The 15,112-nt window shown below is 62.2% G+C and carries 14 protein-coding genes and 1 tRNA gene; 5 read left to right on the top strand and 10 right to left on the bottom strand.

The genetic code is table 11. The features are described 5' to 3' along the window. Positions 1–59 precede the first annotated feature (59 nt). A complete protein-coding gene (locus tag ACP15N_RS04480) occupies positions 60–1,448 on the top strand; it encodes a multicopper oxidase family protein (protein ID WP_425091015.1) in 1,389 nt (462 codons plus the stop codon). Positions 1,449–1,494: 46 nt separating this feature from the next. On the opposite strand, the gene ACP15N_RS04485 is transcribed toward ACP15N_RS04480, so the two are convergent. From ACP15N_RS04485 to ACP15N_RS04505, 5 genes are all read right to left on the bottom strand, one after another. Further along, complete coding sequence (locus ACP15N_RS04485) at positions 1,495–2,682, bottom strand: vWA domain-containing protein (RefSeq protein WP_425091016.1); 1,188 nt, start codon at positions 2,680–2,682, stop codon at positions 1,495–1,497. 4 nt (positions 2,683–2,686) lie between these two features. Further along, positions 2,687–2,860, bottom strand: a complete 174-nt coding sequence (locus ACP15N_RS04490; RefSeq protein WP_425091017.1) for a hypothetical protein — start codon at positions 2,858–2,860, stop codon at positions 2,687–2,689. After that, entirely contained in the window at positions 2,860–4,236 is a 1,377-nt protein-coding gene (locus ACP15N_RS04495) for a DUF2927 domain-containing protein (protein ID WP_425091018.1), read from the bottom strand. Before ACP15N_RS04495 ends, ACP15N_RS04490 begins: the two co-directional genes overlap by 1 nt. Beyond that, the gene (locus ACP15N_RS04500) at positions 4,233–4,691 is read right to left on the bottom strand and encodes an N-acetyltransferase family protein (RefSeq protein WP_425091019.1); all 459 of its coding nucleotides are present in this window, start codon (positions 4,689–4,691) and stop codon (positions 4,233–4,235) included. Before ACP15N_RS04500 ends, ACP15N_RS04495 begins: the two co-directional genes overlap by 4 nt. A gap of 83 nt (positions 4,692–4,774) precedes the next feature. After that, the gene (locus ACP15N_RS04505; protein ID WP_425091020.1) at positions 4,775–5,617 is read right to left on the bottom strand and encodes an AAA family ATPase; all 843 of its coding nucleotides are present in this window, start codon (positions 5,615–5,617) and stop codon (positions 4,775–4,777) included. Positions 5,618–5,796: 179 nt separating this feature from the next. Between ACP15N_RS04505 and dksA the strand changes: the two genes are divergently transcribed. From dksA to ACP15N_RS04520, 3 genes are all read left to right on the top strand, one after another. Next, positions 5,797–6,219, top strand: coding sequence for an RNA polymerase-binding protein DksA (dksA, locus tag ACP15N_RS04510; RefSeq protein ID WP_425091602.1), 423 nt, complete (start codon positions 5,797–5,799; stop codon positions 6,217–6,219). 112 nt (positions 6,220–6,331) lie between these two features. Then, on the top strand, positions 6,332–7,501 hold the full coding sequence (locus tag ACP15N_RS04515) for an FAD-dependent monooxygenase (protein WP_425091021.1): 1,170 nt from the start codon (positions 6,332–6,334) through the stop codon (positions 7,499–7,501). A gap of 54 nt (positions 7,502–7,555) precedes the next feature. Next, entirely contained in the window at positions 7,556–8,716 is a 1,161-nt protein-coding gene (locus tag ACP15N_RS04520) for a WD40/YVTN/BNR-like repeat-containing protein (RefSeq protein ID WP_425091022.1), read from the top strand. Here ACP15N_RS04520 and xth read toward each other — a convergent pair. The 4 genes from xth to purM all read right to left on the bottom strand — a co-directional run bounded on the left by xth (position 8,713) and on the right by purM (position 12,508). Continuing rightward, positions 8,713–9,492, bottom strand: a complete 780-nt coding sequence (gene xth, locus ACP15N_RS04525; protein ID WP_425091023.1) for an exodeoxyribonuclease III — start codon at positions 9,490–9,492, stop codon at positions 8,713–8,715. The genes ACP15N_RS04520 and xth overlap by 4 nt on opposite strands. 115 nt (positions 9,493–9,607) lie before the next feature. After that, positions 9,608–10,765 (bottom strand): ribonuclease D, encoded by a 1,158-nt coding sequence (gene rnd / locus ACP15N_RS04530; protein WP_425091024.1) that lies wholly within the window; start codon positions 10,763–10,765, stop codon positions 9,608–9,610. 91 nt (positions 10,766–10,856) lie between these two features. After that, positions 10,857–11,462, bottom strand: coding sequence for a phosphoribosylglycinamide formyltransferase (purN, locus tag ACP15N_RS04535; protein ID WP_425091025.1), 606 nt, complete (start codon positions 11,460–11,462; stop codon positions 10,857–10,859). Further along, the gene (gene purM / locus ACP15N_RS04540; RefSeq protein ID WP_425091026.1) at positions 11,459–12,508 is read right to left on the bottom strand and encodes a phosphoribosylformylglycinamidine cyclo-ligase; all 1,050 of its coding nucleotides are present in this window, start codon (positions 12,506–12,508) and stop codon (positions 11,459–11,461) included. Before purM ends, purN begins: the two co-directional genes overlap by 4 nt. A 125-nt stretch (positions 12,509–12,633) precedes the next feature. Between purM and ACP15N_RS04545 the strand changes: the two genes are divergently transcribed. Continuing rightward, positions 12,634–12,710: transfer RNA gene (locus tag ACP15N_RS04545), tRNA-Ile, on the top strand. 54 nt (positions 12,711–12,764) lie between these two features. On the opposite strand, the gene ACP15N_RS04550 is transcribed toward ACP15N_RS04545, so the two are convergent. Next, entirely contained in the window at positions 12,765–14,564 is a 1,800-nt protein-coding gene (locus ACP15N_RS04550) for an ABC transporter ATP-binding protein (RefSeq protein ID WP_425091027.1), read from the bottom strand. Positions 14,565–15,112: the final 548 nt, after the last annotated feature.

Here is a 15,112-nt window from a genome sequence, read left to right on the forward strand (position 1 = left end):
TTATCGCTTCAACCAGAGCAGCCCCCCGCTGACACGCCGCGCCAGAGGAGCGAACCACAATGCTGCGTTTGACCCGCCGCCATTTCGCCCAAACCTTGCTGGGCACCGCCGCCACGCTGTCTTGTCCGCATGGCACGCTTGCAAACACGGCACCTCTGCTCGTGGCGCGCCCGGGAACCGCACGCCTTGCACCCGAGGCTTATCCGGAAACCGAGATATGGGGGTATGGCGGAACATTGCCGGGGCCGCTCTTGCGCGTTAACCAGGGCGCTCGCGTAACCCAGCGGTTCGTCAACGAATTGCCTCAGGCCTCCAGCGTACATTGGCATGGCATCCGGATCGACAATGCCATGGACGGCGTGCCCGGCATGACACAGGAGGCCGTGTTGCCCGGGCAGGACTTTCTGTATGATTTCGAGGTGCCGGACGCGGGCACCTACTGGTACCATCCGCACAACCGCACCTACGAGCAGATGGCCCGGGGGATGTATGGCGCCCTGATCGTCGAAGAACGCGACGGCGGTCCGGAGGTCACCGATGACGAGGTGCTGCTGCTTGATGACTGGCGGCTGACGCCTGAGGCGCAGATCGCCGACGGGTTCGGCAACATGCATGACCGTGCCCATGCCGGAAGGATTGGCAACTGGATCACCATCAATGGCCGGGGTGACTGGACGCGTCCGGTGGCGCGCCATGCGCGTTTGCGTCTGCGGCTGGTCAACACGGCCAACGCCCGCGTCTTTGTGCTGGAGGCGCGCGGGTTCAATGGGTGGGTCGTCGCGCTGGATGGTATGCCGCTGGAGACGCCCCAGCCCCTGAGCCGCCTGACGCTGGCTCCGGCGCAGCGCGTGGACCTGCTGGTTGATGTCACCGCAGAGACGGGCGAAGAGGCAATGCTGGTAAGTTTCGAGCGCGACGGAGGTTATGCGATCGCGAGCTTCCCCGTGCGCGGGCGTGACGGGACAACCACGCGCCCGGCCCCGGCCGCCCTGCCAAGCAACCCGGTTCCCGCGCTCGGAGATCTGGCGCAAGCACGACGGATCGACCTCGTGATGGAGGGCGGCGCAATGGGCGGGTTGAACGGCGCCATGATGAACGGTCAGATGACTGGCATCAGGGATATGGCCGCAGCTGGGAATGCCTGGGCTTTCAATGGCATGACCGGAATGGGAGACGCGCCGTTGATCGAGGCTGGCCGTGGCGAGACGATCCGCATCCGGATGGTCAACGAGACCGCCTGGGGCCATGGCATGCACCTGCACGGGCATCATTTTCGGCAGGTCTTCGAGGACGGCACCACTGGGCCCTTGCGCGACACGTTGCTGGTCAACCGATCCGAAACGGCCGAGATCGCATTTGTCGCTGACAATCCCGGCGATTGGCTCTTGCACTGCCATATGCTGGAACACGCGGCCGCCGGCATGATGACCTGGCTGCGTGTGACCTAGCCAGAGGGCTGTTGGCCCAAGGCTGGCGCGGGTTCTGGAACGCCGGTCATCGTCCGAGGACGCGCATGCCGCGATCGATCCCTTCGAGCGTCATGGGCACCATGCGATCCGCACCGAACACCTCCTGAATCATCCCGATGGATTGAGTGTATTGCCAATGCTTTTCGGGCACCGGATTGAGCCACATGTGCTGTGGCCATTGATCGCGGGCGCGTGACAGCCAGACATGTCCGGCTTCGGCGTTCCAATGCTCGTTCGCGCCACCGGGATAGGCGATCTCGTACGGCGACATCGAGGCATCCCCGACGAAGATGCATTTGTAATCCGAGCCGTAGGTGTGCAGCACTTCCCAAGTCGGGATCTGCTCGGACCAGCGGCGGCGATTGTCGCGCCAGACGCCTTCGTAAAGACAGTTGTGGAAATAGTAGTATTCGAGGTGTTTGAACTCCGCACGCGCAGCGGAAAACAACTCTTCGACCATCTGGATGTGATCATCCATCGACCCGCCAACATCCAGGAGCAGCAGGACCTTGACCGCGTTGTGCCGTTCGGGTCGGGTTTTGACGTCCAGGTACCCCTGCTCGGCAGTGGAGCGGATGGTGTTGTCCAGATCCAGTTCCTCACGCGCGCCGGTGCGCGCCCATTGGCGCAGGCGCTTGAGCGCAACCTTGATGTTCCGTGTGCCCAGTTCGACGCTGTCGTCCAGGTTGCGAAACGCCCGCTTGTCCCAGACCTTTACGGCGCGGCGGTGACGGCTTTCGTCCTGTCCGATCCGCACGCCTTCGGGATTGTAGCCATAGGCGCCGAAGGGCGACGTTCCGGCTGTGCCGATCCACTTGTTGCCGCCCTGATGGCGCCCCTGCTGTTCCTTGAGCCGCTCCTTGAGAGTCTCCATCAGCTTGTCGAACCCCCCGAGCGCTTCGATTTCCGCACGCTCTTCGGGTGTCAGGTGCTTTTCGGCAAGCTTCTCCAGCCAGTCCCCCGGCAGATCAACCGCCTCCAGAACCTGTTCGACCCCGATGGCTTCGAGCCCTTGAAAGGCCGTGGAGAAAGCCCGGTCAAACCGGTCGAGATGCCGCTCATCCTTCACCAGGGCCGCGCGCGCAAGGTAGTAGAATGTGTCGACATCGTAGGTGGCAATCCCTTGTGCCACCCCGTCCAGAAACGTCAGGTGCTCGCGCAGGGTTACCGGGACACCGGCCTTTCGAAGCTCCGCAAAGAAAGGCAGGAACATGCGCTCAGCCCCCGGCGGCCATACGCTCGATCACAATGGTCGCGATCAGGCCCAGCACCGACCACAGGATTGCGAACGCCGCCGCATACTGGGCGATGTCCTTCTTCAGACCACCACGTTTTCTGGCCAGCCAGGCGCCCCACGCGCCGCCACCAACTGCCCCTGCTATAACCAGCATCAGCTCCCCTGCCCTTTGTTTTGCAGGCCCGGTGGCGGTAGCGAGGCGATCTCGGCCAGCCGCGCGCGCACCTGCGCGTCGTCGCCGATGCCATAACGTGCCCATCCCAGACTGTCGAGCCGCACCGCGGCCGCCTCATTGCGGCGGCCCATCAGATCGAGCGCTTCGGCTTTCATCATCAACAGCGTAGACAAAAGCGCCGCGTTTTCCGATTGCTGCACTGCGGGCAAGGCGGAGTTCACAAGCCTCAGGGCGGTCTCGGCCTGCCCCGTCGTCAACGCAAAAGCTGCAATCTGCATGGTAACGTGGGCTTGCTGAACTTCTGTTCCGGCGGCTTCGGTATAAAGCCCGCCTGCCTGAATGAAGGACGCGAACGACAGGTCAGGATCGGTCGACAACGACAACCGACCAAGCGCGAAATATGAAAACGCGAGCCGCCCGTCTGTGAAGCCGGCCTGCTCGGCAATCTCCACGGCATCCAACGCGCGACGCGCGCGTTGTCGCGACGGCGTTCCGGGACCAAGGGCGGCTTCGATCGCATTGATCCAGTCCCGCCGCGCATTGGAGGGCTGGGCCGGTCCGCGCTGCTGGCCGCTCCCGTTGAGGCGCGCCAGGATGCGCGGCAAACGCTCTTCCACCTGCTGTCGCGACATGCCCGAACGGAGTTCCGGCGCGTAGGTAATGCGCAACATCAGCATATCGAAACTGGTCAGAACCGGGTGGAAATTGTCATCGTTGAAGACGGTGTTCTGCAATCGGTAGAGGTCATTCAACGGCCCGAGGGCTTGCGCGACCTCTTCGTGCAGGCAGTCTCGTACCTCTTGCGGGCTCACGTCGTTGGGAATGAAAATCGCCGCCTGCGTCCGGGTTTCAAGCAATGTCCAATTGACCCGGTCAGACCGACGATAGCGCACGAACTCGCGCCAGCTTCCCACATTCGGCACAACGAAACAGGCCGCCTGCGGAACATAGCGTTGTATCTGGCGGCGTGGCATCGTCTCGATCACGATCTGGGGCGTTTCGCCCTGACCGGCGGGGGCGATGTCGATCCGGGCCTCGCGCTGCAAGCGGTCGATCAGCCGCGCCAGATCGGGGCGCAGTGTGGGTGGCGGCGTGCCGCGCACGGCGACGCGAACAGGCCCCTCGAACCGTGTGAACCGGTCCAGCTTGCGCCCCGACTCCATCTCGAAACTCAGCTCCAGGAAATCCGCCGCCAATTGGCTGTTGGACCCCAGAACCGGCCCGGGGCGGTAGCGCGAGAAGGTTTTCATTGGCGGCAGCTCGACCTGCTGCGGGGTGCGGCGGGCCGCGCCATCGGGCGGCGTTGCGCACCCGGCAAGGAGCGCCATCATACCGAGGGCAGCGATTACCCTCATGCTGCGGACCGCACGTATTTGATGAACGGAGTCACGGTCGCCACCTGATCGTAGAGCTGGCGCGCGCGGGTATTGAAATCCTGCGTCAGCCAGTAAACGGACGCGGCGTTGTCCCTGTCGGCCTGGGCATAAACCTCCGAAATCAGGCCGCGCGCCACACCCTTGCCGCGCGCGCCGGGGACGGTGAACAGGTCCTGCAGGTAGCACACGGGGTCAACATGCCATCCGTGCCGATGATAGATGAAATGCACCAGCCCAAGGGCAGTGTCGCCCTCCCACGCGATCCGCCCGTGATAGTCGGTGACGGCGGGATCCGTCAGCCGCGCGAACGAGGTCTCGTAGACCTCTTGCGGCAGCGTGGTCTCATAAAATTCGAGATACGCTGCCCACAGCGGCCGCCATTGACCAACATCCTGAGCTCGGATCGGGCGAATGGAAAGACTAAGCGGGCTCATAGGGTTACCATGGTCTGGACCTGCCGGTCTGGCAAGCCATCGGCAGCAAACAAACAGGTAAAATGGGCGCGATAATGGCGCGCCTAGCGCCGCTGCCCGCGTGCCATGAAGGCCAAACGCTCGAAAAGAGCGACATCCTGCTCATTCTTCAGAAGTGCGCCGTGCAGCTTGGGCAATGCATTGGCCCCGTCGCGTTTCAGATCTTCGGGCTTCAAATCCTCCGCCAGGAGCAGCTTCAGCCAGTCGAGCACTTCGGAGGTGGAGGGTTTCTTCTTGAGTCCCTGGGTCTCGCGGATCTCGTAGAACTGCGTCAGCGCCGTCGACAGAAGCGCGCCCTTGATGCCGGGATGGTGCACCTCGACGATCTTGCGCAGCGTCGCCTCATCCGGGAACGCGATATAGTGAAAGAAGCAGCGCCGCAGGAAGGCGTCAGGCAATTCCTTTTCGTTGTTCGATGTGATGATGACGATCGGGCGGTGTTTGGCGCGGATCGTCTCTCCGGTCTCGTAAACGAAGAATTCCATCTTATCGAGTTCCTGCAGCAGGTCGTTCGGAAACTCGATATCCGCCTTGTCGATCTCGTCGATCAACAGGACTACCTTGCCGTCGGCCTCGAATGCCTGCCAGAGCTTGCCCTTCTTGATGTAGTTGGAAATGTCATGGACGCGGTCTTCGCCAAGCTGACTGTCGCGCAGCCGAGAGACGGCATCGTATTCGTACAAACCCTGTTGCGCGCGTGTGGTGGACTTGACCGCCCATTCCAGCATCGGCAGGCCCAATGCGGCTGAAACCTGTCGCGCCAATTCCGTTTTCCCTGTTCCCGGCTCCCCCTTGACCAACAGGGGGCGTTCCAGCATTACAGCGGCATTGACCGCGACCTTCAGGTCATCGGTCGCAACGTAGTCTTTGGTGCCGTCAAAACGCATGAGGCGCGCCCTTTCACAAGTGTGTCTATGCGACGTTACACCAGCTTAGAAATCTGCCCGCAAGGCCCTATATATCCGTGACAACGTTGGGGAATTTCAGTATGGGAAACGACATGGGAGGGAGCCGGATGTCTGCGCTGAGCACGCAAGGCGAAACCGGCCTGCACGAGGGAGCAGACATGAAAGTCGAGACGTTTCTACCGGATGATTATCGCCCCGCCGAGGACGAGCCATTCATGAATGACAAGCAGACCGAGTATTTCCGTCGCAAGCTGCTGGCGTGGAAAACCGATCTGCTCGAAGACAGCCAGAGCACGATCAGCGAATTGCAAGGCGCGGCGCGGAACATCCCCGACGTTGCGGATCGCGCCAGCGAAGAGACGGACCGCGCGCTGGAATTGCGTACACGGGACCGTCAGCGCAAGCTGATCTCCAAGATCGACGCGGCGTTGCGCCGGATCGACGAGGGCGAATACGGCTATTGCGAAGCAACCGGCGAGCCGATCTCGCTCAAGCGTCTCGACGCCCGTCCGATTGCAACCCTGAGCCTCGAAGCGCAGGAACGGCACGAGCGCCGCGAAAAAGTTCATCGCGACGACTGAGCCCTCCGGGCGCGATGCAAAATCGCCACAACCAGTCCAACACCGGAGCCTCGCCTCCGGTGTTTTCGGTTTCTGACTTTGAACCCCGCGATATTGAGGGTACTCCCCAGATATGGTGTTGCTCGGGAGAGAGATAACAGTCCTTGGGGCTGGAATTGGGGGGCTGACCGCAGCGCTGTGCTTTGCTGCCCGCGGCGCACAGGTGCGGGTGCTTGAGCAGTCCGACGCCATCCGCGAGGTCGGTGCCGGCCTACAGATCAGCCCGAATGGCGCGCGTGTGCTGGCCGCGCTGGGGCTGTCGGACGCGCTGATATCCCGCGCGGTCAGGTCCGAAGCAGTTGTCTTACGGGACTATAGCGACGGCGAAGAAGTTCTGCGCATGCCGCTCGGCGCGGACCCGGGCTTCCACCTGATCCACCGCGCCGATCTGATCGACATGCTGGCCGCTGCCGCGCGGACTGCAGGGGTAGCCGTCGAGCTTGGGCGCAAGGTCGATCAGGTCGTTTTCAGCGACAGCGAGGCCGTGAGCCTGAGATTTGCAGACGGAACATGCGAACCCGTCTCCATGCTGGTTGGGGCGGATGGGCTGCATAGCCCTGTGCGGCGCGCGCTGGACAAGCCTGCACAGCCGTTTTTCACCGGTCAGGTTGCATGGCGCATGGTTCTGCCGCAAACCCAGTTCCCCGAGCCCTGCGCACAGGTGTTCATGGGACCGGGGCGCCACCTGGTCACCTATCCGTTGCGCGGCGGAACAGAGCGCAACATCGTCGCCGTCGAAGAGCGGGACCGCTGGACCGCCGAGGGCTGGAGCCACCGGGACGACCCGATGCGCGTGGCGCGCGCCTTTGCCGGATTTCCGCCGCGGGTGCGCGGCTGGCTGGAATCGGCCCGCGATGTGCATGTCTGGGGTCTTTTTCGCCACGAGGTCGCCCCCGTCTGGCACCGGGGCGCATCCGTGATCCTTGGTGATGCTGCCCATCCGACTCTGCCGTTCCTTGCGCAGGGGGCCAATTTGGCCATCGAAGATGCGTGGGTTCTGGCGTCGTGCATGAGTGACAGCGCCGACGACGCCGAAGCTTTCGCGCGCTATCAGGTGATGCGGCAGGCGCGCACGGCGCGCGCAGTGGCAGCGGCAAATGCCAACGCCAAAGCCTATCATCTTCCCGAAGGACCGGTTCGCACGATGGCGCATATCGCGCTGCGTATGCTCAACCGGACCTCGCCCACGATGCCCTTGCGCAAGTTCGACTGGCTCTACAACACCGATGTAACCGCCAGCTGACCGAGCATCGCCCGGATCTGTGGTATACTCGCCGCACAAACCGGGGAGAGCGATATGTCGGCTGGTGCAACAACGGTCTTGCTGGGGACAACGAAGGGCGCCTTCTTTCTGGAACGGGTGCACGCAGAGGCGACCTGGACAGTCGCTGGTCCGTTCTGCGACGGCTGGACGATCAACCACATGACGAGCGACCCAAAGACAGGGCGCATCTGGGCCGCAGGTGGCGGCGCGTGGGAGGGGGCGGGTGTCTGGCGCTCGGACGATCACGGGGCCCACTGGCAGGTCGCACGGCTGACCGACGGCCAGCGCGACACCTGGGCCGCAAACGACCCCGATTTTGCCGAGATGATCGGTTGGACCGACACCCCCAAGCCATTCGGCAGCGCGTTCGAACAGATATGGAGCTTGCACCATGCGCATGGCGCGCTTTTCGCGGGCACGAAACCGGCGCGCTTGTTGCGCAGCAAAGACGACGGGCAGACCTGGGCGGAGGTTGAAAGCCTCGCAAATCATCCCTCCGCGGATTCATGGAATGCCGGCGCTGCGGGCCTGACCTTGCACACGATCGTGACCCATCCCCGGGACCCGGACCGGATGTGGATCGGCATCTCGGCTGCGGGCGTTTTTGCCACCGAGGACGGTGGGGCCAGCTGGACCCGACGCAACCGGTTGTCCAATGCGACGGCCTGCGCTGGCCAAGATCATCCCGCCGCACCCGCGCATGGAGAAATCGGGCACTGCGTACACAACATGGTACGCGCGCCCGGGACGGAGGATGTGCTGTACCAGCAGAACCACCATGGCGTATGGCGGTCCGACTCGGGTGGGCGCAGTTGGGATGACATCACGCTCGGGTTGCCGAGCACCTTCGGGTTTCCGATCCTCGTGCATCCGCAGGACCCAAATTGTATCTGGACCATCCCTCTGAACGGCGACAGCGCGGGGCGGTACCCGCCAAATGCGGCCGCCGCGGTCTGGCGGTCGATCGACTGCGGCGCAAACTGGGAGGCCTGCCGCAACGGGCTGCCACAGGAGGCGTGTTTCTTTACCGTGTTGCGCCAGGCCATGGCGCATGATGAAGCTAACCCTCTCGGGATCTATTTCGGCACCAATTCAGGATCCGTGTTCGCGAGCTTCGATATGGGTTGCACTTGGTCCGAGATCGCCCGTCACCTGCCGACAATCCTGTCGGTGGAAACGCTTTCGCGCGCCTAGGCTGCGAGGTCGACCCAGACGGGCACGTGGTCAGACGGCTTGTCGCCGCCACGGACCGCAGCATCGATCTGGCACGCGCGCAGCAGGTCTGCGCATTCAGGCGTCATCAGAAAATGATCAATCCGGATGCCATCGTTTTTCTGCCAGGCGCCTGCCTGATAGTCCCAGAATGAATAGTGTCCCGGGCCCTGGGTGCGAGCGCGAAACGCCTCGGTAAACCCAAGGTTCAGGATCTCGCGATAGGCCTGTCGGGAAGCAGGCAGCGCAAGCGCGTCCTGTTGCCAGACCTCGGGCCGCGCGGCGTCTTCATCCTGCGGGATGATGTTGTAATCCCCGGCCATCAGTGCGGGTTCCTCGGTTGCCAGCAACTCTGCGGCACGGGCCTTGAGCCGGGTCATCCATGCGAGTTTGTAGTCGTATTTCGGACCGGGCGCCGGGTTGCCATTGGGCAGGTAGAGACCACATACCCGGATCGGCACGTCGCCCATGACCGTGGCCTCGATCCAGCGGGCCTGCTCATCCTCCGCATCTCCGGGCAGGCCGCGTGCCACGTCTTCAAGCGGGAGCTTCGACAGGATCGCGACCCCGTTGAAGCTTTTCTGTCCGTGAGTTTCCACGGCATACCCCATATCCTCGAACAGCTCGCGCGGGAAGGCGGCATCGATGGACTTGATTTCCTGAAGCAGGACGACATCAGGCTCCGCCGCTTTCAACCATTCGGGCAGTGCGTTGATGCGAGCCTTTATTCCGTTGATATTGAACGTTGCAATTTTCATCTGACCCCCCGGGCGGAACGCATCAAAGACAACCAAAGCGCCGCGACCTTGTCTATCCGACAGGGGGACTTTTGTGCCTGTGGCAGGGATATTTTTAGGCTTGAAGGGGTAAGGGTCACAATTCCACGATGCGAACGGAGCGACCTTCCGTACCCAGCGCGATCTTGCCGTCGCAGAGGCGCAGCGCATCCTGTCCGAAGACTTTCGCGCGCCACCCCCGCAAGGCGGTTCCGTCCCGCTTGCCGGAGGCAATTTCATCCAGTTCGGAGGCCGTTGCGATCATTTTCTGCGCGACGCCGGCGTCTTCGGACTTGGCCTTCAGCAGTACCCTGAGCAGATCGGCGAGCGCTGAATTGACCTGAAGCTTGTCACGTGCGTTGTCCACGCGCGGGTGATCTTCTGGGGGCATCGCCTTGGCTTCTGCAATCGCGGCAAGGATGCCATCTGCGATTTCGCCCTTACGCGCCTCGCGCAGCAACAGACGCGATTTGCCCAGATCGTGAATCGAGGCGGGCTTGGTCGAGGCCAACTCAAGCAAGGCGTCGTCCTTGAACACCCGGTTGCGCGGCATGTTGCGGGTCTGGGCATGGATTTCGCGGAACCGGGCAAGGGTTTTGACGGCGGCAAGGAACTTTCCGGAGCTCGTTCTGGTCTTGACCCGGCGCCACGCGTCATCAGGTTCGACCACGTAGGTACCAGGGGTCAGCAGAACTTCGAGTTCCTCTTCGACCCAGCCTCGCCGTTCAGTCCGGTCAATCTCGGCTGCAAGATGCTCGTAGATCACGCGCAGATGGGTCACATCCGCCAGTGCATAGGTTTTCTGCGCCTTGGAAAGGGGCCGGCGCGACCAGTCCGTGAACCGCGAGGTCTTGTCGAGGCTCGACTTGGCGATCTTGCGCACCAGCGTCTCGTATCCGACCTGTTCTCCGAAGCCGCAGACCATCGCCGCCACCTGCGTATCGAACAGCGGGCGCGGCAACACATCGTAATCGATGAAGAAAATCTCAAGATCCTGGCGCGCGGCGTGAAACACCTTGGTCACATCCGGGTTCCGGAAAAGCGCGATCAGCGGGTCGAGGGATACCCCCTCGGAGAGCGGGTCAATCAGAACCGCGCTGTCTTCGCCTTCGCCGGGATAGGCCACCTGCACAAGGCACAGCTTGGCGTAATAGGTCCGCTCCCTCAGGAACTCGGTATCGACGGTGATGTAGGGGTGGTCTGCTGCCCTGGCGCAAAAAGCAGCCAGGTCCTGGGTCGTTGTGATGACATTCATGGATCGACAGGTTGCTTTCTGTTCTTGTTACTCTGCTGCCCCGCGCGTTTGGTGTAGCCCGTTTCGAAACAGAAAAACAGGGGGGCCGTCGTCACCGAACGCTTGTATCGAGAAAAACGGGGTCTCGATGACCTTGGGCAAACCGCCGTAGCACCCGCGGGTAGAGAATGTGCTCCTGGGTCAGGACCCGAGCGGCAAGCGTGTCGGGCGTGTCGTCCTTCAGGACAGGGACGCGCGCCTGGCCGAGGATCGGCCCGTCATCAAGTGCGGGGGTGACTTCGTGGACGGTGCACCCATGCTCTGCATCGCCGGCCTCAAGCGCGCGCGCATGGGTGTGAAGGCCTTTGTATTTCGGCAAGAGCGAGGGGTGGATGTTGAGCATCTTTCCTTCCCATTTCCGCACGAAACCTTCGGTGAGCACCCGCATGAAGCCAGCAAGGCAGACGATGTCGGGCGCGGCAGCGTCAAGATGGCGGGACAAGGCTGCCTCGAACGCGGCGCGGTCCTTGCCATGGGGACGATGATCGACCGCGGCAGTGGCCAGACCCAGCGCGGCCGCCCGCGCCAGCCCACCAGCGCCCGGGTCGTTGGAGGCGACAAGGACCGGACGCGCGGGATGATCGCCTGTCATGCTTTCAACAAGCTTGAGCATGTTGGACCCGCCACCGGACAACAGGATGGCGACCCGTTTCGTCACGCAAGCGCTCCAGAATAGCGCACGCCCTCGCCTGCGGTCACTTCACCAAGCCGCGATACGGTTTCTCCGGCTTCGGTCAAGAGTTGCGCCAAAGCATCCGCCCGGGAGGGGTCCACAACCAGCACCATACCGATCCCGGAGTTGAAGGTCTTGAGCATTTCGTCCTGCGCCAGTCCACCCGCTGCTCCCAGCCAGCTGAACACCGGCGGCAAGGTCCAGGCGCCCAGATCGATCTCCGCCCCCAATCCATCGGGAAGGACACGGGGCAGGTTTTCGGTAAGCCCGCCGCCGGTTATGTGCGCCAAGCCGTGCACACCGCCTGCGCGCACCGCCGCAAGCGCCTGTTTGACGTAGAGTCGCGTCGGGGCCAAGAGGGCCGCACCGAGTGTGATTTCGGGCGCAAACGGCGCGGGCGCATCCCACCCAAGCCCCGTCATTTCAACGATCTTGCGCACGAGGGAATAGCCGTTGGAATGTACGCCGTCCGACGCCAGACCAAGCAGCACATCGCCTTCGGCCACACCTGCCGGCAGATCCGCGCCGCGCTCCATCGCGCCGACTGCGAAACCCGCCAGATCGAAATCACCACCCGCGTACATGCCCGGCATCTCGGCAGTCTCTCCCCCGATCAGTGCGCACCCCGAGGCTTCACATCCCTTCGCAATGCCGGTGATGATCGCCGTGGCGTCATCGAGATCGAGCTTGCCGGTTGCGAAATAGTCCAGAAAGAACAGCGGTTCCGCCCCCTGGCAAACCAGGTCGTTGACGCACATGGCGACCAGATCGATCCCGATCGTATCGAAATGACCGGTGTCGATGGCGATGCGCAGTTTGGTGCCCACACCGTCTGTTGCCGCAACAAGAATCGGATCGCTGTATCCGGCATCCTTGAGGTCGAAAAGCGCCCCGAAACCGCCAAGACCGGCCATGACCCCTGATCTTGCGGTCGCCTTCGCCGCGGGCTTGATCCGGTCAACCAAAGTGTTGCCCGCGTCGATATCGACGCCTGCTTCGGCATAGGTCAGACCGTTTTTCTGCGTGCTCATCGGGACCTCCGGACCTGCGATTGCGGGCCTGCTAGCAGGATGCACCGGCGCTGTCCACGAGGCTTTGTCGCGCGCCACCCAGAGTGCTTGACCGGGGCGATGGGTCTGGTATCGAAGAACGTGGCGGGCCTGTAGCTCAATTGGTTAGAGCAGAGCGCTCATAACGCTTTGGTTGCGGGTTCAAGTCCTGCCGGGCCTACCAATCCGAATCCCAGCCGGGTTTCCCGCTTACCCCGGTGAACCCTCCTGCCCGCGCCTATTCGCTGGCGATGGAATACCCTTCAAATTGATGGTCGAACAGGGTCTTGAAGACACCTTTCTTGGCCAACAACTCGCGCGCAGTTCCGCTTTCTGTCAATTGCCCGTCCTTCAGGACATGAATGCAGTCCGCCTCCAACACGGTCGCGAGGCGGTGGGCAATCACGATCGTCGTGGTGTTTTTCGTAAGCCGCGCCAGCGCTTCCTTCACGAGGGCTTCCGAAGATGCGTCAAGCGCGCTGGTCGCTTCGTCCAGAAGAAGGATGCTGCTTTTTCGCAGCATCGCGCGCGCGATGGACAGCCGCTGCTTCTGCCCGCCGGACAGGAACGATCCGTCTTCCCCGACCTCCGTGTCGTAGCCATTCGGGAGCTTGAGAATGAAATCGTGGGCATTTGCCGCGCGAGCTGCTTCGAACACTTCTTCGTCCGTGGCGTCGGGTCGGCTGAAGCGAATGTTCTCCATAACCGTGTTCGAGAACAGGAACGTATCCTGTCCAACAAACGAGATGCGCTCCCGGATCGACTCGAATGTCGTCTTGGACAGGTCCTGTCCGTCGATGGTCACGGTGCCTTCGGTGGGATCATAGAGCCGCATGATCAGATTGAAGATGGTGGATTTTCCCCCGCCCGAGGGGCCGACAAGCGCGGTCATGCTGCCCGGCTCGAAGGTAAGATCGAGGCCATTCAGAACTGTCGTATCGTCCCTGTACCCGAAGCTGACATTCTCCAGCGCCACGCGCCCGGGTCCAGGTTCAAGCGGCTTGGACCCGGGGGCCTCCACCAGGAGTTCTTCGTAGTCGAGCAACTCGAACATCAAACGGACCATCACCATAGCGGCCTCGATGGACACTCGCATGCGGGACAGGCGTTTCGCGGGCTCGTAGGCCATCAAAAGCGCCGTGACGAATGACATCAGCTGGCCAGCGGTGGGAGGCTCTCCGCCCATCAGGTTGAGTGCGCTCAACGCCACAACCGCCGCGATCGCAAACCCGGCCAGGGTTTCCATCAGCGGGCTGGTAATCGCCTCAAGGCGCACGATGGAGTTGGCCCGGGCTTCGACGGCTTTGACCGCCACGCGCATCCGGTCGGTCATTTTTTCCTCAAGCGCGAAGGCTTTGATAATCTGGATGCCGCGCGACGTTTCCTGAACCACCTTGATGATCTCGGTAAGCGACATCATCTCCTGCTTCATGATCTCGCGCACGCGCTTGAGAAGTGACCGGACCCCCAGAATGGCAAGGGGACCTATGATCAGGCAGATCAACGACAGGGTCGGTTGCTGGTAAAACATCACCGCAACCAAACCGATCAGTGTGAGCGTGTCGCGCACGAAGGACGTTACGATAATGTCCATTACGGTGCGCGCGCCCATCGCCCCGTTGGTCAAGCGCATCAACAAATCCGACGAAGCGCTCAGGTTGAAAAATGAGACACCGTGCCGGATCAGCTTGTTGAACAGCTTTTCCTGCATATGGGCCACAATTCGGTTCCCGGCGCGCGCCATGAACACAAGCTGGGTGTAGGTCGCCAAACCTTTGACGACAAAGACCGTCATGACCGCGAGCGCGACGAGGTAGATCTGCGTGCGATTCTCGTACGCTGTCATCGCATCGACGATTTCTTCCATGAGGTAGGCAGTCAGGGCGGTCGTGCTTGCGACAACGACCATCGCCACCATCGCGATCCCGTAATTCTTGCGCTGCGACTTGAGATTTTCGCGCAAAAGGCGCGCGAGCAATGCACCGGTTCCGTTTTCAGCGCCTTCGCTGGCGGCCAGTCTGTTGAGCAGGGCTTTCATTCCGGATCAATCCAAATCATCAGGTCGCGCAAGAGATACACGGGGCGTGTGCGCTGGTGTTGCATGCTTTCTGCCCTGCGCCGCGCCCCGATGCACCTTCATCGACGGTATGTACGAATAAGGACGGCGGCGGCGTGTTTGCGTTCCGAATACCTCAGGGGCGTCTTGTGCTGCAACAGGATCGCCATATGAGCAGGTCAGAAGAGGATTACAAGACACATCGCAAGAACGCGCCGTGGCATTTGCACCCGGTCAGCCGATTGGCGCCATACGAACAAACACTGGCGTGTGAACGACACAGTTTGGCGCGATGGCGCAAACGTCCCGCCGCGGTTCCGGGTACGAATGCATCGTCCGGCACGCCATCACAGTTGTCGGTCGCTCAGCGGGTCGCTTTGTCTGCCCGTGTCCACTCCGCGTGAACAGATGACGCAGCGCCGATACATCCGCACTTGCGGCGCGTCATCTTCCGGGTCTTGTCGTCGCATTGACGCTCAGGGGCCCGTGGCCTCGTCAGCAGCCCCCCACTCACCTGCCTGACGAGGCCG

The organism is Tropicimonas sp. S265A (assembly GCF_049800835.1).
Lineage (GTDB): Bacteria > Pseudomonadota > Alphaproteobacteria > Rhodobacterales > Rhodobacteraceae > Dinoroseobacter.